The sequence below is a fragment of the Alteromonas sp. CH_MED4-4 genome (assembly GCF_037029575.1).
Lineage (GTDB): Bacteria > Pseudomonadota > Gammaproteobacteria > Enterobacterales > Alteromonadaceae > Alteromonas > Alteromonas macleodii.
The window spans coordinates 38,191-58,226 of record NZ_JAYMEU010000031.1; the positions used below are offsets into that span (position 1 = coordinate 38,191).

Genomic DNA, 20,036 nt, shown 5'->3' on the forward strand with positions numbered 1-20,036 from the left:
TGATGAGAATGTTTAACACAGTAAAACGTATCGCTGTTGGTCTAGCAGCCCTTAGCATCAGCGTTGGTGCTTTCGCACAAAGCGACCGTGCCATGGACTTAGACGCACTTCTTAAGCAACTAGAAGAAGGTCAGTTCGCACAGTCTCAGCAAAACAAACAGCGCGAGCGTGATTTCCAAGCGCAACGTGCAGAGCAAGATCGCATTCTTCGCGAAACTCGTGAAAAGCGCGACCAAATGCTTGCACAATCAGAGCAGCTTGAAACTCAGTTCGAAGAAAACGAATTCAAACTGGCTGACTTAAACGGTGCACTAGACACACGTCTTGGTTCACTTAAAGAGCTATTCGGTGTGCTTCAGCAAATCGCTGGCGACACCAAAAATAAATTCTATAACTCAGTGGTTTCTGCACAAATCCCTGGCCGTGCTGACTTCCTTGATAAAATGGCACAAGACATGGGTTCAAGCTCTAAACTTGCATCAATTGAAGAAATTGAGCGCGTTTGGTTTGAAATGCAGCGTGAAATGACGGAAGCCGGCAAAGTCACCACCTTCACAACCGATGTTGTTGAAGCAGGCGGTGAAAAAGTGAATAAGTCTGTTGTTCGCGTAGGTCCTTTTGCACTTGTTGCTGATGGTAAATACCTAGAGTACAACGGTGTAACAGGTACAGTATCTGAACTTGTACGTCAGCCTGCTGACCGTTACATGGATTCTGCTGCTGAACTACAAGCATCAAGCGGTGAATTAGTGCAGTTCGGTATCGACCCAACGGGTGGTTCAATCCTAGGTCTTCTTGTTCAAGCGCCTAACCTTCAAGAGCGTGTAGAGCAGGGCGGCGTAGTAGGTTACATCATTCTTATCGTTGGTGCGTTCGGTCTTCTACTTGCCCTTGAGCGTCTTGTAACGCTGACGCTTATTCGCATGAAAGTGAACAAACAGCTTAAGAGCAAAGAAGTAAACACAAACAACCCGCTTGGCCGTGTACTTAAAGTACGTGACGAGCACCCAGACGCCGACGTTGAAGCGCTTGAACTTCACCTTACAGAAGCGATTTTGGGCGAAGTGCCTAAGTTAGGTCGCAACCTAACTATCATTAAGATTATCTCTGTTGTAGCACCGCTTATGGGTCTACTAGGTACGGTAACCGGTATGATCAACACCTTCCAGGCTATCACCTTGTTTGGTACGGGTGACCCGAAACTGATGGCAGGTGGTATTTCAACAGCACTTGTAACAACAGTACTAGGTCTAGTTGTAGCGATTCCAATGACACTGCTTTATGCAATGCTTAACACACGTTCTAAGAACATTGTGTACATCCTACAAGAACAGGCGTCTGGCGTAATTGCAGAGCGCGCTGAGCGAGGCTAATCATGATCGAGTTTCTAGAAGCAATTCGCGATTTCACAGAAACAGGTGGCCAGGTTCTCCTGGTCATCGGTCTGCTGATATTCGTTATGTGGCTTTTGATCCTCGAGCGTGCGATGTATCTGATGGTTTGGCACAAGCAAGCCAAGAAAGAAGCGATAGCAATGTGGACAGCACGTGCCGATCGCTCTTCTTGGTTCGCAGAGCAGGTTCGTCAGAAAACAATTTCACAGTTAACCATGCGCCTAAACGGCAGCATCCCAATTATCCAGTCACTGGTTGCGCTTTGTCCGCTGCTAGGCTTGATGGGAACGGTTACCGGTATGATTGAAGTGTTCGATGTAATGGCGATTGCGGGCTCAGGTAACGCTCGTTCAATGGCGTCAGGTGTATCGAAAGCCACTATCCCCACAATGGCGGGCATGGTTGGCGCACTTTCAGGCGTATTCGCCGCTACCTGGTTAACTCGTATGGTGAAATCAGAACGCACGCATCTTGAGGATGCATTGATTATTCAACGTTAATGCTAGCTAAGCGTTAAGGTAAGGTATTTATTATGAAGCAGCACTTTCAAAACTTAGTCGATGAAGAAGAAGCAGCCATCGACATGACGCCCATGCTGGACGTTGTATTTATCATGTTGATCTTCTTCATTGTGACTGCGTCATTTGTGAAAGAAGCGGGTATCGATGTTAACCGTCCAGAAGCAGCAACTGCTGTGAAAAAGGATCGCGCTAATATTCTTATCGCTATTTCAGATAAAGGCGAAATTTGGATTAACAAGCGCCGTATCGACGTTCGCGCAGTGCAAGCGAACATTGAGCGTCTTCGCGCAGAAAACCCACAGGGTTCTGTTGTAATTCAGGCCGATAAAAAGGCCACAACAGAAACACTGATTAAGGTTATGGACGCGTCGCGAGCCGCTGGCGTTTACGATGTTTCGATTGCAGCCCAAGAGCAATAAATCATGCCACGATATTTAATCGCATTTGTTATTTCCCTTGCGATCACGTTAGGCCTGTTCTTCTTGATGCAATCGCTTATCAAGATGGGTGGCAGCGCACTAACTGAGCCGCCTAAGGGAAGCGTGCTTGACTTCGTAAGGGTTAAGCAGGATGAACAGGTTGAGAAAAAAGATCGTAAGCCGAAGAAGCCACCTAAGCCTGAAGAGCCGCCACCGCAAATGGAGCAGCCTCAAATGGACTCACCTTCTCCAGATGCTGAAGGTACGTCGATGGATTTTGGTGCTGAAGTTGGAGACGACATCTCCCTAGAAGGCGGGTTGGCCCTCGAATCCGGTGACGGTGAATATCTTCCTATCGTTAAGGTTGCGCCAGTTTATCCACGACGTGCACTTCAGCGAGGTATTGAAGGTTTTGTTATTGTTGAATTTACAGTAACTAAGCAAGGCGCAGTACGCGACCCAATTGTTGTTGAAGCTAACCCTTCAGGTATTTTTGAACAAGCGGCTATAGATGCAGCCATGAAGTTCAAATATAAGCCTCGGGTAGTAAATGGCGAAGCAACGGAAGTGTCTGGTGTACAAAACCGTATTACGTTCCAAATTGACGGGTAACAGAACATGATGAGAAAACAGACGAATACATTGCTTAGTGCACTGGCGTTTGCATTTGCATCGGCCACTGTATCTGTACCTGGTATGTTGGTTGCGAATGACGCTGTTGCGCAAGAGGCTGAGCAGCAAGATGGACAAGAGATAAAAGCTAGCGATAAGCAAACCCGTCGCGTGCCTACGCTTCGCGGTAAAGTCTACGAGCAGCTAGCGCGTGCACAAACGGCAGCTGATGAAGCGGGCAATGTAGAAGAAGCTATTTCCATTTTGAAAGAAGTGGAAGATAAGTCTCATTCTATGAACGCCTACGAAAAAGCGATGATGTACAACTTTTTCGGCTTCATTTATTACAACAACGAAGACTATACAAAGGCGTTAGAATCGTTCGCGAAAGTCGTAGAGCAGCAGCCTATTCCTGAAAAGTTCGAAATGACCACGCTTTTCAGTTTGGCTCAGCTTAACCTTATGCAAGGTAATTACGACGATACCATCACTTACTTAGAGCGTTGGGAAAGTCTTAATGCGGGCCCTGTGCCGGTGAAAAACAAAGTCATCAAGGCCCAAGCGTACTATCAGAATAAGCAGTACGAGCAAGCCGCAACGTGGATTTCTGAAGCCGTTGCCGACCACGAAGCAGAAGGCATGATCCCCGATGAAGGGTGGTTAATTCTTCAGCGTGCTATTTTCTATGAACTCAAGCAGCCTCAAAAGGTTAAAGACGTTCTGGTTAAAATGGTGAAGCTATTTGACGAGTCTAAGTATTGGATCCAGCTAGCTGGTATGTACGGTGAGCTAGGCGAAGAGCGCAAGCAGTTGGCTATTATGGAAACCGCTTATCAGCGCGGGTTCGTTAATACATCCGCTGATGTGTTTAACATGGCGCAGCTTTATTACTATCATCGCGTACCTTACAAAGGTGCTAAGTTGATGGAGCAGGCGATGAACGACGGCGTGCTAGAGAAAAACTTGCGCAACCTTAAGTTCTTAGGCCAAAGCTGGTCACTTGCTAAAGAGCAAGACAAAGCCATTCCCGTTATGATGCAAGCGGCTGAACTGTCTGAAGACGGTGAGTTAGATGCACAGTTAGCGCAAATTCTTCTTAATGAAGAGCGTTTCGACGATGCAATTGCTGCGGCAGACCGAGCGGTTGAAAAGGGCGATTTGAGAAACCCTGGTTTGGTTTACCTGATTAAAGGCATGGCACTTTACAACAAGAAGCAATATGCCCTTGCGCTTAATCAGCTAGCTGAAGCAGAAAAGCATCAGAAAAGTCGTGCCATGGCACAGCAATGGAAGCAGTTTGTGCAGGGCGAAAAGCGTCAGGCAGACGCTATTGCAGCTGAGCTAGGTACAAGTTAAGTATCGTACTTTCGTTAATACATCATTTAAAAGGGTCGAATAATATTCGACCCTTTTTTATGCGCTAGGGAAAAGTACTTGAGGCAATAAGTCAGACACCGAGGCCATCTTTCCTTCTACCTCTAACTGGTTCCAATAGCGTTTGGTTTCTAAAACCTCTTCCTTTATTGAAAGAAAGCAGTCGACCAATACGGGATCAAAGTGCTGGCCTGAACCTCGTTTAAGATGATCAAAAGCATCATCGTCAGCCCACGCTTTTTTATAAGGCCTTTTCATTGTAAGGGCGTCGAAAACATCGGCGATAGCTACGATACGTGCACTTTCAGGTATCGCCTCTTCCCTTAATCCTCTTGGATAGCCTGTGCCATCCCACTTTTCGTGATGACATAAAGCAATCTCGGCTGCGAGGTTAAAGAGCGGGGTATCACATTGAGACAGTATTCTGTGCCCTATTTCAGCATGAGAGCGCATAACCTCCATTTCGCTCAATGACAATCGCCGAGGTGCTTTTAATATTGCGTCTGCAATACCTATTTTGCCTGTGTCATGCATTGGAGCAGCTTGCGCGAGCAGGCACGCTTTTTCGAAAGGCCAACCGTGAGCCAGAGCAAGACATTGGCTGTAAGCTGCCATCCGCCAAATATGATGACCGGTATCGGTATCATTGTAATGACCAGCGGCAGCTAGCATGCTGATTGCGCTTTGTTGGCTTTTACTTAGTTCCTTAGTACGCGCCGCTACAAGGTTTTCAGCCGTCCGCATTTGATGGGCTAAACTAATGTGGGTTTTAACGCGAGCGAGGGTGATACTCGGTGATACGGGTTTGGTTATGTAGTCTACTGCACCTAGTTTGAAACCTTTTTCTTCGTCCTCTCCTTGAGTTAAGGCTGTAACAAAAATAACGGGTATATGGCTAAGCGCCTCGTTAGCTTTGAGCTTTTTACATACCTCAAAACCGTCCATACCGGGCATCATTATATCTAACAATATAAGGTCGGGAGTAAACTGCTGGGTAATCTTAAGTGCTATTGTTCCCGAAGGCGCAACCTTTACATCGTAGTAAGGGCCTAAAATGCCTAATAGAATATCGATATTTGCGGGCTCATCATCAACCACTAATATGCTAAATCTATGTGCTTCATTACGTTGATTATTCATCGGTAATATCGCCTATCAGTTGCGTAATAACCGCTTGAGCACTTTCGAAATCGTAAATGGTAGCAAGCTGTTTCAACCGGTTAATTTTATGTGCATAGACCGACTCGCTGTAATTGGCAGCCAATACATTGATGTATTCAACCGCTTTCGCGTCATAAGATTGAAGCGCCTGCTCAACGTTGCGTAGGGTCGATAGCATGGAGGATTTATCTAGGTTAGTACCGCTTTGATGGATATTGTCGGTGTCGTTTTTATCGATAGTGTGAGCAATTAGGCGTAGCGTTGCATCTAGCTGAAACGATAAGTTTGTTACGTGTCTTGCATTAACAGCTTCATTTCTCTCTTGTGCTTCTATAAGAGGAAGTAGGGTTTGCTCAAGCGTTGTTGCGCCAATAAGCTGAGCATCTTCAAGCAGAGAGGTTAACAGATTCGACGTGTTCGTCTGTGTATGAAAAATATCGAGCAAGTCAGACATAACACCACGCTGACTGTAGGTTTTATAAAACGTTAGCAGCGACGAGATAAACTGGCTCATTTCGTCCGGAGGGTTTATTTCAATGTAACCTGAATGTATGTGAATATCGATGGTATGAACGATTTCATCCGCGGTTGCGGGTTTGACTAAGTGTTGACACATACCGGCGGTAAGCGCGCTTTCAGAAGCCTCCCGAGACTCATCGGCACTAAGCGCAATAATTGGCGTATACCAGTCTGTTTTCTGGGTAAGTTGTTCTGCAACTTCATAGCCCGATATGCCGGGTAAGTAGCAATCCAAGAGTATAGCGTCAAATTTGCTCATTTCGCACAACGCAAGTGCCTGCTCACCTGATGAAGCAACAGCAACATTAATACCTAGATCAGAAAGTATTTGCTGACTAATCTCTACACTAATTGCGTCGTCATCTACCACAAGCACATGTTTGTTTAAAAGGCGTCTGGTTCGCCATTTTCGACTTTCAAGGCCTTCTAGTGTCCGCTTACTAAGTGATAGTTGAGCTGGAGATAGTGTTGAAATAAGTTCTGTGTCGGTAAACGGAAGCTCAATGATATTTATATTTTGAACAAGGGCACTTCCCATTCGTTTTTGCACGTCTTGCTTGTTGAGGGGACTGATTAATGTAGTAAGGTTTAACGACTGATATTCACCAAACTGCATGTGTTTAATGAAGCTATTCCAGCTTTGCTCGTCATCCGGTAAAAAAGCGATAGTTTGAGAGGCTTTACTCGGCAATAGCCCTTCAACTTGGTCGATTATTTGGCAGCGAATGTTATGTCTGTTCAATGTTGCAGCAAGTATTTCGCATCCTTGGCTCACACTTTGGTGCGTTTGAATACACAGTACATTGTCTGGAACCGATACGGGAAGTTGAGGGCCTGTATCAGGGCCTTCATCAGAACAGACAGGCAATGCAAAGGAGAAACAGCTTCCCTTGTCTACCTCGCTTTCCAAGGTTAAGTCACCACCCATCAGTTCAACCAGACGTTTACATATCGCAAGGCCAAGGCCGGTTCCCCCATACTCTCTGGAAATAGACGCATCAGCCTGAACAAAGGCTTTGAAAAGTTTTGATTTTACTTGCTCACTGATACCCATACCGGTATCGGAAACACTGAATGCTAATTGATTTTCGCGCTTTTCAACCGTCAGTATTACGTGGCCGCTGGCGGTAAATTTTATAGCATTACTTAAAAGGTTGAGCAGTACTTGGTATATCTTTTCGCTGTCGCCACGGCATTGCAAATTAGTATGGCACCGAATATCAAAAAGCAACTGAAGCTGTTTTTGTTGCGCCTTTACTTGAAAGACTTGAGCGAGTTTATCGATGGTTTTTGTTAAGGTGAAGGGCTCATCAACTATCTCTATTTTATCTGCTTCCACTTTAGAAAAATCGAGAATGCTATTCATCAGGTCTAACAATGCTGTAGAGCTACGCTGCACTTTTTCTAAATATTGCTGACGTTGCTCATTGTCGGTGGATTCTAGGGCAAGGTGAGTGAGGCCGATAATGGCGTTCATCGGTGTTCTTATTTCATGGCTCATTGTGGCAAGGAAGTCGCTTTTTGCCTTGTTAGCACTTTGGGCTTCGTCATAAGCCTTTTGGAGTTTTTGTTCAATGGCTTTTTGACCGCTTATGTCGTTAAATACGCCCACGTGTCCATCGGGCTTTCCTTCTTTATCGAGCAGAGGAACCGCAACAATAGATATGGGAAAAAGGCGGCCCCGTTTATCGGTGAAGAAGTCTTCATAAGACGTGTAAGACTGACCGCTTCGGATAGTGAGGTTAACTGGACATTGCTCTCTAGGAAGGAGAGTTCCATCCCCTTTTTGATAATGGACCGTGTCGTGGAAACGTCGGCCTTGTAATTCGTCAAGCGACCACCCTAATAATCGCGAGGCAGCGGGATTGAGAAACTGTGTTGTACCTTCACCGTTTACGGCATACACACCCTCGCCGATGCTATCAGTGATACTTCGATAGAACGCGCGCCCTTCGGAAAGTCTCGTCTCTAATCGCTTTTGTTCTGATATATCGGTGGCAATAGCAATTAGGTGGTCTACCCGCGGCGGTGACTTAATGACGGGAACCAGAGTGGCAAATACGTACCAAGGTTCGCCCAACTTAGTCAGACTATGTACTTCGCCTTGCCAGGTTTGGCCTTGAGATAGCGAAACAAAAATATCTGATTTTTCCTGCTCGGACATATTGGTAATATCGAATGCGGAGATATTTTCCCCAATTATCTCGTCAATTGAAAAACCAGATAGTTGGCTGCACTTGTCATTAGCGCTTAGAATTTTACCGTTTACGTCCATTGTCGCAACAATGCCGTGTTTATCCATGGCCTGCCGCTGTAAAAGCTGCGCGCTCATGTGAACTCTCCTACAACAATGTTGAATTGCAGGACAGAACGACGGCTAGTTTTGACAGACAATGTCATAAATTGCATATGTGCAACAAAAGTGAATGGGGTATAGATAAGTTATAGTCTGTACCGCGCTTATTTCCAATGAAATCAGATTATCCTTTGGTAGCAATAACCTGATTTTTCAATGGAAAACGCGTAAAACTAGGTATTAAGCGCCGCGCTGAATGTGCGGCGCAAGTGGGGGAGTCATTAAGCCGAACGAAGCTCTCTACGTAGAATTTTTCCGACGGTAGATTTTGGTAGCTCGTCAAGTATCGTGATCGACTTAGGGATCTTGTAATTTGTGAGGTGCTGTTTACAAAAATCAATGACGTCTTGTGTCGATACATCGCTTGAAACAGTAATAAATGCACATACTCGTTCACCGGTCTTTTCATCGGGTTTACCCACAACAGCGGCTTCCATCACGCTAGGGTGAGTTGTAAGTACATCTTCAATCTCGTTTGGGTAGACATTAAAGCCAGAGACAATAATCATATCTTTTAAACGATCTACAATTTTAATTGCCCCAGATTCGGTGCGAATGCCAATGTCCCCGGTTTTAAAGAAGCCATCTTGGGTCATGACTTTGGCAGTTTCGTCGTCTCGGTTCCAATAACCCAGCATAACCTGAGGTCCGCGAACTGCAATTTGCCCCGACTCACCATCGGCCACCGGCTTATCATGGCTATCCAGTAACGCAACTTCAGTGCCTTCTAGTTCATGCCCCACCGTGCCAATCTCTTCTTTACCTGGAATGTTAAAAGATACAACTGGCGCAGTTTCTGATAGCCCATAGCCCTCGGTGATGGTGTTCCCGGTTACGTCTCGCCAAATAGATACTGCGGCTTGAGTAAGTGCGGTGCCGCCAGACATTGTGAGGTGTAATTTAGAAAAGTCTAACTTTGCAAATTCAGGGTGTCTCCCAAGACCAACAAACAAGGTGTTGATCCCCATGAATGCTGAAATTTTATGGGGCTTGAGTGTTTGAATGAAACCGTCGATATCCCGTGGATTGGGTATAAGAATTATCTGAGTACCTTTGGCAAAGAGCGCCATCATTCCAACCGTAAATGCATAAATATGATAAAGCGGTAATGGGCATACCAATACTTCTTCACCATCTTTGAAGCCCTCACCAATACGGTCGAGCATTTGGATGCAGTTAGCTAAAACGTTTTTATTACTTAAGGCTGCGCCCTTCGATACCCCAGTAGTACCACCGGTGTATTGCAACATGGCAAGTTCATCTAGAGCAATAGAAGGACGTTCAAATGCAGGCAGTGTATTGCCTAGCTCCACTGCTTGTGTGAATGAAACCGTACCATCGAGATTTGGTGCAGTGTTAGGGTCTAAAAGCTCTGTTGCCGATGTGGTGATAACGGTTTCGATACTAGTATCATCTTTTATGCTAGTAAATTTGGGGAGCAAATCACCCAGAATAACCAGAGCTTTCGCGCCACTATCAGTGAACTGGTGCTTCATCTCGCGTTCGGTATAAAGCGGGTTTGTATTTACTACAACAAGGCCTGCGCGTAAGGCAGCATAAACAACAATAGGGTTTTGAATTAAATTAGGAAGTTGTATGGCGACTTTGGTACCAGGAGACAATTTAGCTTCGTGAACAAAGTAGCGGGCTAATGCTGATGACTTACGGTCTATCTCGGCAAATGTAAGTGTTTGTCCAAGCGCCGTATACGCTGGCCTGTCGGCAAATTTTTGCAAAACGCTTTCAATATAATCGGCTAAGCAGGTCACGTTATCAGGATAAGTTATCATGTTGCTTGTTCCTAGTAGGGCAAAGTAAGTAGGGTGTTTATGCCTTACAGTAGCAAACTTAACTTTTCATTTACATCAGGGTTGGGTTATTTAGTATTATAATTTTTAGTTATCAATTGTTTGTAGAACTATTACTTAAGTAACTATATAGCCCACCAGCACAGATGCCTGCCATGCATTGTGCGGTAAGTCCTAAGGTAGTGCGAGCGCCTGCAATTAGGGTCACATTCAATATGGGCTGCATGGCAATGAGCATTAATAAGAACGACAGGCCTCCCGCTATTGTGAAAAGAATAAATCGGGTACGGTTGGAAGAGCCACTGGCATTTTGATTCAGACGTCTAACAATGAAATGTGTCGCCAAGAACGCCAACAATAAGGTAACGGCGATAATCACGCCGTAAGTAGGCAAAAGGCCTAGTGCATCTTGCCATATCATGAAAAACCAATCGCTTGGATTCATATCGACATCAATTTGAATGAGTCCGATTAAAACGGCACACGAGTGAAACGTACTTGCTAGTAGAAAGCCGACGGCCCAAGATGGTAAAAAATGGAAAATATTGCGTCGTATTAGGTTGTTCATTTTTGTAGTCCAAGATTTGTCGCACAGTGCATTAGAACAAAACTCAACAGGCCTCCAATGGTTTGAGCGTGGCAATAGGGTATACCATAGTATGTTAAGTAAAAGAGGACAATCACAATGAAGTCATGGCGTACGATGATCAGTTTACTGGCTTTTTCTTTATTGGGAGCTGCTTTGGCTCCTGCTTTTGCCGTAACTACTGCCTCTGAACTCACTCAAAAGCACGCATCTAATACTGAGCAACGTGAAGCAGGTAGCTCAAATCTAACGGCCTATGAAAATTTCGACCAGCATGTCATGACAGAAGATATCGCTACCTCACTGGCGTTTCCCAAGGCCTTAACGACGGTTATCGATAAGGCTCAGGCAAGCACCCATATATTAATAGTAACGCGAGATGGTGAGCTGGTAATTATTGACAATAAGGGGGAAAGTGCGCGGTTTTCTTTAATGCTCGATGACTTGTACACCAAAGGGCAAGGAGGCGTACTCGATCTTCTTATACCCTCGCAATTCCCTGAAGACAGAACCGTGTTGCTGAGTTATTCCAAGGGGAGCGATAGTGCAAACCGTCTTGCTATAGTAAAAGGACAGCTTTCCCTTACTTCTGGCATTACTAACATTCAGCCAGTGTTAGCACTGGCACAAGCCAAAGACACGCCTGTGCACTACGGTGGGAAACTGCTTCAACTAGAGGGCAGTGCTTTACACACAAAACAGGGCTTTTTGGTTACGACAGGAGATGGCTTTGATTATCGCGAGCAAGCGCAAGTTATCAGTTCACAACTAGGAAAAGTGCTAGGGTTCACAATAGACGGCAAGCCGTTGGCCAACCCTCCTTTTCCTGATAACCCCTTTATTTTTAGTATTGGACACCGCAATCCCCAAGGACTTGTAGAGGGGAGTGACGGCAACCTATTTTTGCATGAGCACGGCCCAGATGGCGGTGATGAAGTAAACCTTTTACAACAAGGCGCAAATTATGGTTGGCCAGTTGTTACACTAGGCAAAGACTATTCCGGCGCTAGAATTTCGCCTTTTTCGACCTATCCGGGTATGACTGGCCCCATTGTAGACTGGACACCTTCTATAGCGCCATCCTCCATGATCTACTATTCCCATGGGCGTTTCCCGATGCTAGCTAATACGTTACTTGTTACCAGTTTGAAAGCCAAAGCTTTGTATGCAGTTAGAGCCGTATCGAACGAATATATCTCTACAAAAATTTTTGAGGGACCTGGGGAACGGCTGCGGGATATTGCGCTTGATCATCAAGGTAACCTGCTTCTTTTGACCGATGGTGAAAATGGAAGAGTGATCGAGGTATCGCCAAGAGGAAATTAGGCACAGAAAACATTAATAAATGAAATTTTGTTTCAAAATTGATGGTAATTTGTACTGGTAGCACCATAAATAAAATGAATGTCTGTCATAAGTGCAACACTATTATTTATCTTTATTGGTCAAACCATTCAAGCTAAATATCGTCATTGATTTCAAATGGTTTGCTTCTAACCACATGAAATTATTGGCTTAATTTTGCTTTTAATTAAAATTCGTTTTTCTAGTAAAAATGTAAGTGCTTTAACACAACGACAGTTTAGGCGGGTGAATACCTAACTGTTTACTTTCAGTCATTACGTAACCGCTAAAAATCGGTTAAAATATCCCTCATTTTTATATGCGTATAGCTAAGACCGACTTAACACTACGCCCAAGTAAAACTAAGACCGAGAGAACTATATGAGTTTGTATTCAGAATATCTGGCAGAGATCGAAACCCGTAAAACGGAACTAGGTCTTAACCCTAAGCCAATCGACAGTGCAGATCTGCTGTCTGAAATTATTGCTCAAATTAAAGATACAACAAACGAGCATCGCGAAGACTCTCTAAAATTCTTTATCTATAACACGCTTCCAGGTACTACACCTGCGGCGGGTGTTAAAGCACAATTCCTAAAAGAAATTGTACTTGGCGAAGAAAAAGTAGAAGAAATTACCCCTGAGTTTGCGCTTGAACTACTTTCACACATGAAAGGTGGTCCGTCTGTAGAAGTACTACTAGACCTAGCACTTTCTGATGACGAAGCGGTTGCTAAGCCTGCGGCAGAAGTATTGAAGACTCAAGTTTATCTATACGAAGCTGACACTGAGCGTCTTGAAAATGCATTCAAAGCTGGCAATGCTATTGCTAAAGACGTACTAGAAAGCTACGCAAAAGCTGAATTCTTTACCAAGCTTCCTGAGGTTCCAGAGAAAATTGAAGTTGTGACTTACATCGCCGCTGAAGGTGATATTTCAACTGACCTTCTTTCTCCAGGTAACCAAGCGCACTCACGTGCCGACCGTGAACTTCACGGCCAGTGCATGATCTCTCCTGAAGCGCAGCAAGAAATTGTTGAACTTGGTAAGAAGCACCCGAATGCTAAAGTGATGCTTATCGCTGAAAAAGGCACAATGGGTGTAGGTTCATCTCGTATGTCTGGCGTTAACAACGTTGCACTATGGGCAGGTGAGCCAACAAGTCCTTACATTCCATTTGTAAACAAAGCGCCAATTGTTGCTGGTACTAACGGTATTGCGCCAATCTTCCTTACTACCGTTGACGTAACCGGTGGTATTGGTCTTGACCTTAAGAACTGGGTTAAGAAAACTGATGAAAACGGTGAAATTGTTCGCGATGCAAACGGTGACCCAGTACTTGAAGAAGCGTACTCAGTAGCAACAGGTACTGTACTAACTATCGATACTAAGGCGAAGAAGCTTTACAACGGTTCAGAAGAACTTGCTGACGTATCTGCATCATTTACTCCTCAAAAAATGGAGTTCATGAAAGCCGGTGGTTCTTACGCAGTTGTATTCGGTAAGCAGCTACAGTCTTTCGCAGCACGTACTCTAGGTACAAAAGCGCCAGCCGTATATGCAGCGTCGAAAGAAGTGTCTCACGAAGGCCAAGGCCTAACAGCGGTTGAAAAAATCTTTAACCGTAATGCAGTTGGCGTAAATTCAGATGCTCCGCTTCACGCTGGTTCTGACGTACGCGTTAAAGTAAACATTGTAGGTTCTCAGGATACGACTGGCCCAATGACGTGCCAAGAGCTTGAGTCAATGGCCGCTTCAACGATTTCTCCTGTTGTAGATGGTGCTTACCAGTCTGGTTGTCACACGGCATCAGTATGGGACAAAAAAGCACAAGCTAACATTCCTAAGCTTATGTCGTTCATGAACAACTTTGGTGTAATCACTGCACGTGATCCTAAAGGCGTTTACCATGCAATGACTGACGTTATTCACAAAGTGCTTAACGACATTACAGTAGACGATCGTGCCATTATCATCGGTGGTGACTCGCACACGCGTATGTCTAAAGGTGTAGCATTCGGTGCCGACTCAGGTACGGTAGCACTAGCACTTGCAACGGGTGAAGCGGCAATGCCAATCCCTGAGTCTGTGAAAGTTACTTTTAAAGGTAGCATGAAAGAGCACATGGACTTCCGTGACGTGGTTCACGCGACTCAAGCGCAAATGCTTAAGCAATTCTCTGGCGAGAACGTGTTCCAAGGTCGTGTAATTGAAGTTCAAATCGGTACTCTATTGGCTGACCAAGCATTCACATTCACTGACTGGTCTGCAGAAATGAAGGCGAAAGCATCAATCTGTATCTCAAATGACGAGACAATGATTGCGTCGCTTGAACTTGCTAAGAGCCGTATCCAAATCATGATCGACAAGGGCATGGACAACGAAGCGAACATGCTTCAAGGCCTAATTGACCTAGCTGATAAGCGTATTGCTGAAATCAAGTCTGGTGAAGAGCCAGCGCTTGCGCCAGATGACAACGCTAAGTACTACGCAGAAGTGGTTATCGATCTTGATCAAATCGACGAGCCAATGATTGCTGACCCAGACGTAAACAACGAAGACGTATCTAAGCGTTATACCCACGACGTTATCCGTCCAGTTTCTTACTACGATGGTAAGCCAGTAGACCTAGGTTTCGTTGGTTCTTGTATGGTGCACAAAGGCGACATGCAAATCATCGCACAAATGCTGCGTAACCTAGAAAAGCTTAACGGTTCTGTTGAATTCAAAGCACCACTAGTTGTAGCTCCACCTACATATAACATCGTTGACGAGCTAAAAGCGGAAGGCGATTGGGACGTTCTAGCGAAATATGCAGGCTTCCAGTTCGATGATGCTAAACCTAAAGAAGCGGCGCGTACTAAGTACGACAACATTCTTTACCTAGAGCGTCCTGGATGTAACCTATGTATGGGTAACCAAGAAAAGGCTGAGCCAGGCGACACAGTTATCGCGACATCTACACGTCTTTTCCAAGGTCGTGTTGTAGCTGATTCTGCTGAGAAGAAAGGTGAATCACTACTAGGCTCTACGCCGCTAGTAGTACTTTCAACGGTTCTTGGTCGTTTCCCAACGACAGAAGAGTACAAGCAAGCAGTTGCAGGCATTGACCTAACTAAGTTTGCTCCACCTTCTGAAGACTTGGCAGTTAAGCCTAAGTTCGAAGCAGATGTAGCCGTTAAGCGCGTATAAGCACTTAACGCTTTCAAACGCATTTAAAAGCCCCAACCTCGGTTGGGGTTTTTTTGTACCCGAAATAATGGGGTCAGAGTACATTAGTACGGTTATAGAGCTAGCGGTAAACAGCTAGAAAAGTACTCTGACCCCATTATTTTTATGCAGAGTTGTTGTTTGGTACTTATACTGAGTTATTAGTCATTTAATAATACTTAGAACTCTAATGCCAAAGCAGTACTCTACAAAGCCTGAATCATTTGGCGAAGTCACATCGGCCTTGCAAAAAGCTGGTTTCAAAATTCTGCTGGTTTTTTCTTTACTCATCTTAGCGGTAATTGTCATAGCCCAACCCCAAAATGTGTATGTGGCAGTATTTTTCGGCCTGTCTTGGTGTGCAATTTCGGTAGCGGGAATTACCTTTTCTAACTATAAAGATCCTTTGGCGAAATTGTGGGCAATACTCACCATTCCCGTCGCGCCTTACCTTGTAATAAGTAATGGGCTCATGCCCGCGACCTTAGTTCCAATTGCTACTATTTTTCCCATTTTATTGCTTTCTAATGGTTGGCGAATAAGTGCAATGGTAGTACTCGCATGCTGTACTTTTCTTGTGCCGCTTTACGAAGGGGATTATGACAAGGGCCTTTGGCTAAGGCTTTGTGTGACCAACCTTGTTGTGTCCCTTCTTATCTATGCTCTAGCGAGCCAATTAGAGAAAGCCCTTGTAGAGAGTAAAAACAAAACTCTTGAGCTAAACAGGGCACTTGCAAGCGAAAAGCAAGCGTCGGCTGCACAATCACGATTCCTCGCCACTATGTCACACGAGATTCGCACGCCATTAAACGGTATTTTGGGATTGACCGATGTAGTGCTTTCTCATGATATTTCGGAAAGTGCACGGCCTAACCTAGAGAAGATTCAGCGTTCAGGACTCTCGCTAAACCGCATTTTGAACGACATATTAGATCTCTCCAAACTGAATGCGGGAAAACTTGCGCTGGAGATTATTCCCTTTGACCTAAAAAGTACTGCCAAAGATTGTGTGGCGTTTTATGCACAATTGGCGCAGAACAAAGGTATTTCACTGAGAATAGAAGTAGATAAAACATTAAATACTTGTGTTGTAGGGGACGCAACGCGCCTTTCTCAAGTGTTAAACAACCTAGTGAGCAACGCGATAAAGTTTACGCATCAGGGCAGTGTCACTTTAGGGCTATCGAAAGGTGAAGCGTCAAAGACCCATCAATTTGTTAGATTTTCAGTTAAGGATACGGGGGACGGGATTGATGCTTCTGAACAAGAGCGCGTATTCGATGCATTTACCCAAGCCAACAGCAGCATTAATCGAATGCACGGGGGAACGGGACTTGGTTTACAGATAGTAAAAAGCTTGGTTGAAGCTATGGGCGGCACGGTTTATCTGAAAAGCGCGGTAGGTCAGGGGAGTGAGTTTTATTTCGAGCTACCGTTTGAAATTGCAGATAGTGTAATTGGCGCTAAAGAACAGGAAAGCACACCGTCGTTCTCAAACCTTACTGTTTTGGTGGCAGAAGATAACGACATTAACCAGGTCGTAGCAAAATCCTTGTTAGAAGACACAGGATTAAAAGTTGCGCTTGCTAATGACGGTAAAGAAGCAGTAGAGATTACACTAAAGCAGCATTTCGACCTTATATTGATGGATTTACACATGCCTGAAATGAACGGCTCTGAAGCCGTTTTAGCGTTGCGAAAAGCTAACATTACTATTCCTATTATCGCGTTCACTGCTGCGGTGGTTGCCGAAGAAATAGATAACGCGTTAGCATCCGGGATGAATGGATATCTCACAAAACCAGTCAATAAAACGGAACTACACGCTGTGCTAACTAAATATTTGGGCGGAGAAATGTCTACAGAAAGTTCCTGTATTGCTAAAGGTGAATATACAGAGTAATGTGGCTATGAAATTGTCATTAATCCGAGTAAACCCCTGTTATACAATAGATAATAATAAAAGTTCGCTTGGCCCAATCAAGTAAATAGTATTACTGCGAAAAGCAAAGCGTCTTATAAAAGGATTTAAGTTTGAAGTCACAAATACATATTATAATTACCCTGCTATTTCTTGCTTTCACGAGCCTTCCGGCTAACAGCGAAACAGGCAGCGACAGCCAGCGTTACGAATTGAAGGTAGAGAAACTCCAATCTAAAGTGCTAAACGAGCAACGAGAAGTGGTTGTTCAGCTTCCAAAAGGCTACGCCGAAAACCCCGACAAGAAATACCCCGTTATTTATCGTCTAGATGGTGCGGGAAATCTTACTATGATGAATGCAGTGCTAGAATCGCTGCAATCTCAGAATGCTGCACCGGAAGTCATTATAGTCGCCATTGAAAATACCGACCGACTTCGCGATCTATATCCCACAGCAAATGAAGATCCAAATGGGCCTGTAGGCTATGGCGGTGGCGGTGCGAACTTTCTTTCCTTTATAACCACTGAGCTTATGCCGTTGGTAGAGAAGAAATATCGCGTGCATGACTTTCGAGTGATAGAGGGTGCATCAGCCGGAGGTGTATTCGCGTTGTACGCACTTACCCAGAAGCCTGAGCTTTTTAACGCCGCGCTGACTTACAGTGCTGCGGTGTGGTGGAACTATGGCGCATCTGCAAAAAGTACGGTTGCATTCTTAAAATCTGCCAATCATTTAGACCACTTCATTTACACGTCTATCGGCAATGAAGGCGCGCCCATGCGCCCGTATTATAACGATATGATTTCTGGAATGCGGGCAAACCATCCTGCCGGATTAAGATGGGAGAACGAAGCCTATGAGGGGGTTACGCACAATCTGGTCTCAGCTGCGTCAACTTTCAGCGCTTACCATCATTTGTTCTTATCAGCTTATTTAAGGCCGCAGCAGTTCAGTGGAGATATTAAAAGTATTAAAGACTATTACGCCCGTGTTTCAAAGCAGCGAGGCGAGAAACTCGACGCGCCGGAATGGGTTATTCGCGAGTTAGGTTATCACTATGTGGGTAAGCAAAACTACGACAAAGCTATCGCCTTGTTTAAATACGATATTGCTGAGTATCCTCAAACGCCAGACGCATATAATGGCTTAGCTTATGGCTATGAGTAGATGGGCGAGTACAAAAAAGCGCTGGAAAGCGTGAACCAAGCTTTAGCACTTTCCACGTCTGAGCACGATGGCCATCAGGTTTATGTTAATAGACAAAAACGCTTGCAGTCTTTATTGAAGGATTAAGTTATCTTGAACCATAAAAGCACATTTAAACACGTAACTTGGATCGCCACTGCGGTTTTTATGGTTGGAATCACCTTGGGAACGAGCGGGTGCAGTACCGTCACGACAGGCCAAACCGATCGCTGTATTGAGCAAGCTAATAACGCAGATGTTCATGGGGTTTACACCGCCGACGAGCAGCTAAATGCTTGCTTGGAAACTTACAAACTGCGACGTGATAAAGAAAGAACGGCAGGTGAAGCGTTTGCTGAAGACGTGCTGATCTCAGTTATTGATATTATTACCGACTAGATCAGCTTCGATTAAGCGAAAAAACCTTCCTACGTACAGTTATAAAAGCAAAGAAGGCAGAGTAATTTACTCTGCCTTCTTTGTTTTTGCTTCTCTATTAAAAGCATAAAAGCAAGCAAAGGTTAACACGTTATAGGAAGAGCCGATGCGAAATTTTTTGACTGCTGTATATGTACTTTCAATCACCGCCATAGCTAACGTTAATGCTAATCACATGCTCGATACTGTCGAAGGGCTGCAGCTTGCTAAGCAATACGATCAAAGTCGCACTGATATCAACGTAGCTGACTATTGGGTTAGTGAGAAGCTAGACGGTATTCGCGCAAGATGGAACGGTACTGAATTACTTACCCGCAATGGGAACAAGATATTCGCGCCAACATGGTTCACCGCTAACTGGCCAGAAACCACTATTGACGGCGAACTTTGGATAGGAAGAGGGGAGTTTGAACGTACAGCTTCTATTGTGCTTTCAACGCTGACAAACATCGAGCCGCATTCTGTCGCTAACGCTTCATCTAGCAAAGTGTCTTCAGCAGACACTATTGCCGCAGCCAATTCTCTATCTGCAAAACGCTGGGCCAAAGTTAGATTTATGGCCTTTGACATGCCTATGACGGGTGAGCCCTTTGGTCGGCGACTCAACATGCTTAACAGCCTAAGTAAATCTACACCTAATCCAACATTTGCAGTTATCCCTCAATTTAAGCTTACGTCTATTGCTTCACTTGATGAAAAGCTGGAGCAAGTAACCCAGGAAGGCGGAGAAGGGTTAATGCTTCATCATGAACAAGCGCTGTACACATCCGGGCGAAGTGACATGTTGCTCAAAGTAAAACGCTTTGAAGATGCAGAAGGGAAAGTACTGGCATTGCTTCCGGGAAAAGGACGATTTAAGGGAATGATGGGCTCGCTTCTTGTAGAAACGCGAGAAGGCATTCAATTTAAATTAGGAACGGGCTTTTCAGAAAATGAGCGCCAATCTCCGCCCGCTATCGGTAGCTGGGTAACTTTTAAGTACTACGGCTTAACCAAAAATGGAAAGCCAAAGTTTGCAAGCTATCTTCGCACCAGACCTCAGACAGACTTGCCCCATTAACACGTACTTACTGCCAGTATAGTCACAATGAACTGCCTCTCACTTACTGTTGTTATACCATATATGGACCCTCTCCGATTGCAAGACACCGTGTTGATTTAATAACGTGATTCATTGCTGCCATAT

At 44.7% G+C, this 20,036-nt stretch carries 15 protein-coding genes; 11 read left to right on the forward strand and 4 right to left on the reverse strand.

Translation table 11 applies throughout. The features are described 5' to 3' along the window. Positions 1–8 precede the first annotated feature (8 nt). Genes WA381_RS17555 through WA381_RS17575 form a run of 5 tightly spaced genes read left to right on the forward strand, consistent with a single transcriptional unit; the run spans position 9 to position 4,302 of the window. Positions 9–1,373 (forward strand): MotA/TolQ/ExbB proton channel family protein, encoded by a 1,365-nt coding sequence (locus WA381_RS17555; RefSeq protein WP_061094225.1) that lies wholly within the window; start codon positions 9–11, stop codon positions 1,371–1,373. A gap of 2 nt (positions 1,374–1,375) precedes the next feature. Next, positions 1,376–1,894, forward strand: coding sequence for a MotA/TolQ/ExbB proton channel family protein (locus WA381_RS17560; RefSeq protein WP_012517279.1), 519 nt, complete (start codon positions 1,376–1,378; stop codon positions 1,892–1,894). Between the two features lie 32 nt (positions 1,895–1,926). Then, a complete protein-coding gene (locus WA381_RS17565; RefSeq protein ID WP_014948289.1) occupies positions 1,927–2,334 on the forward strand; it encodes an ExbD/TolR family protein in 408 nt (135 codons plus the stop codon). Between the two features lie 3 nt (positions 2,335–2,337). Further along, entirely contained in the window at positions 2,338–2,946 is a 609-nt protein-coding gene (locus WA381_RS17570; RefSeq protein WP_014948290.1) for an energy transducer TonB, read from the forward strand. Between the two features lie 6 nt (positions 2,947–2,952). After that, positions 2,953–4,302 carry a tetratricopeptide repeat protein gene (locus WA381_RS17575; RefSeq protein ID WP_061094226.1) on the forward strand — a complete coding sequence of 450 codons (1,350 nt, stop codon included), beginning with the start codon at positions 2,953–2,955 and terminating at the stop codon, positions 4,300–4,302. A gap of 57 nt (positions 4,303–4,359) precedes the next feature. Here the strand turns inward: WA381_RS17575 and WA381_RS17580 are convergent, their stop codons facing one another. The 4 genes from WA381_RS17580 to WA381_RS17595 all read right to left on the reverse strand — a co-directional run bounded on the left by WA381_RS17580 (position 4,360) and on the right by WA381_RS17595 (position 10,732). Next, positions 4,360–5,460: a response regulator gene (locus WA381_RS17580; protein WP_156085939.1), complete on the reverse strand. Its 1,101-nt coding sequence runs from the start codon at positions 5,458–5,460 to the stop codon at positions 4,360–4,362. Beyond that, positions 5,453–8,332: an ATP-binding protein gene (locus tag WA381_RS17585; protein ID WP_156085940.1), complete on the reverse strand. Its 2,880-nt coding sequence runs from the start codon at positions 8,330–8,332 to the stop codon at positions 5,453–5,455. The genes WA381_RS17580 and WA381_RS17585 overlap by 8 nt, the downstream gene beginning before the upstream one ends. A gap of 245 nt (positions 8,333–8,577) precedes the next feature. Next, entirely contained in the window at positions 8,578–10,146 is a 1,569-nt protein-coding gene (locus tag WA381_RS17590) for an AMP-binding protein (protein ID WP_014948293.1), read from the reverse strand. Between the two features lie 112 nt (positions 10,147–10,258). Further along, positions 10,259–10,732 (reverse strand): hypothetical protein, encoded by a 474-nt coding sequence (locus WA381_RS17595; RefSeq protein WP_231506403.1) that lies wholly within the window; start codon positions 10,730–10,732, stop codon positions 10,259–10,261. Between the two features lie 117 nt (positions 10,733–10,849). Here WA381_RS17595 and WA381_RS17600 point away from each other — a divergent pair, with 117 nt between their 5' ends. The 6 genes from WA381_RS17600 to WA381_RS17625 all read left to right on the forward strand — a co-directional run bounded on the left by WA381_RS17600 (position 10,850) and on the right by WA381_RS17625 (position 19,910). Then, positions 10,850–12,076, forward strand: coding sequence for a PQQ-dependent sugar dehydrogenase (locus WA381_RS17600; RefSeq protein ID WP_156085941.1), 1,227 nt, complete (start codon positions 10,850–10,852; stop codon positions 12,074–12,076). Positions 12,077–12,475: 399 nt separating this feature from the next. Then, positions 12,476–15,286, forward strand: coding sequence for a bifunctional aconitate hydratase 2/2-methylisocitrate dehydratase (locus WA381_RS17605; RefSeq protein WP_014978342.1), 2,811 nt, complete (start codon positions 12,476–12,478; stop codon positions 15,284–15,286). A gap of 208 nt (positions 15,287–15,494) precedes the next feature. Beyond that, positions 15,495–17,207 carry an ATP-binding protein gene (locus WA381_RS17610; RefSeq protein WP_156085942.1) on the forward strand — a complete coding sequence of 571 codons (1,713 nt, stop codon included), beginning with the start codon at positions 15,495–15,497 and terminating at the stop codon, positions 17,205–17,207. A gap of 131 nt (positions 17,208–17,338) precedes the next feature. Then, positions 17,339–18,394 carry an alpha/beta hydrolase gene (locus tag WA381_RS17615; RefSeq protein WP_336182969.1) on the forward strand — a complete coding sequence of 352 codons (1,056 nt, stop codon included), beginning with the start codon at positions 17,339–17,341 and terminating at the stop codon, positions 18,392–18,394. Between the two features lie 132 nt (positions 18,395–18,526). Beyond that, positions 18,527–18,811 (forward strand): DNA ligase, encoded by a 285-nt coding sequence (locus WA381_RS17620; RefSeq protein WP_075175989.1) that lies wholly within the window; start codon positions 18,527–18,529, stop codon positions 18,809–18,811. A gap of 145 nt (positions 18,812–18,956) precedes the next feature. Further along, on the forward strand, positions 18,957–19,910 hold the full coding sequence (locus tag WA381_RS17625) for a DNA ligase (protein WP_156085944.1): 954 nt from the start codon (positions 18,957–18,959) through the stop codon (positions 19,908–19,910). The last annotated feature ends 126 nt before the right edge of the window (positions 19,911–20,036 follow it).

Excerpts from the sequence above, each read along its gene's own strand:
- WA381_RS17605 (WP_014978342.1), top strand. The coding sequence starts at position 12,476 with ATGAGTTTGTATTCAGAATATCTGGCAGAGATCGAAACCCGTAAAACG.
- WA381_RS17575 (WP_061094226.1), top strand. The coding sequence starts at position 2,953 with ATGATGAGAAAACAGACGAATACATTGCTTAGTGCACTGGCGTTTGCA.
- WA381_RS17560 (WP_012517279.1), top strand. The coding sequence starts at position 1,376 with ATGATCGAGTTTCTAGAAGCAATTCGCGATTTCACAGAAACAGGTGGC.
- WA381_RS17580 (WP_156085939.1), bottom strand. The coding sequence starts at position 5,460 with ATGAATAATCAACGTAATGAAGCACATAGATTTAGCATATTAGTGGTT.
- WA381_RS17595 (WP_231506403.1), bottom strand. The coding sequence starts at position 10,732 with ATGAACAACCTAATACGACGCAATATTTTCCATTTTTTACCATCTTGG.
- WA381_RS17625 (WP_156085944.1), top strand. The coding sequence starts at position 18,957 with ATGCGAAATTTTTTGACTGCTGTATATGTACTTTCAATCACCGCCATA.
- WA381_RS17590 (WP_014948293.1), bottom strand. The coding sequence starts at position 10,146 with ATGATAACTTATCCTGATAACGTGACCTGCTTAGCCGATTATATTGAA.
- WA381_RS17585 (WP_156085940.1), bottom strand. The coding sequence starts at position 8,332 with ATGAGCGCGCAGCTTTTACAGCGGCAGGCCATGGATAAACACGGCATT.
- WA381_RS17610 (WP_156085942.1), top strand. The coding sequence starts at position 15,495 with ATGCCAAAGCAGTACTCTACAAAGCCTGAATCATTTGGCGAAGTCACA.
- WA381_RS17570 (WP_014948290.1), top strand. The coding sequence starts at position 2,338 with ATGCCACGATATTTAATCGCATTTGTTATTTCCCTTGCGATCACGTTA.
- WA381_RS17600 (WP_156085941.1), top strand. The coding sequence starts at position 10,850 with ATGAAGTCATGGCGTACGATGATCAGTTTACTGGCTTTTTCTTTATTG.
- WA381_RS17565 (WP_014948289.1), top strand. The coding sequence starts at position 1,927 with ATGAAGCAGCACTTTCAAAACTTAGTCGATGAAGAAGAAGCAGCCATC.
- WA381_RS17555 (WP_061094225.1), top strand. The coding sequence starts at position 9 with ATGTTTAACACAGTAAAACGTATCGCTGTTGGTCTAGCAGCCCTTAGC.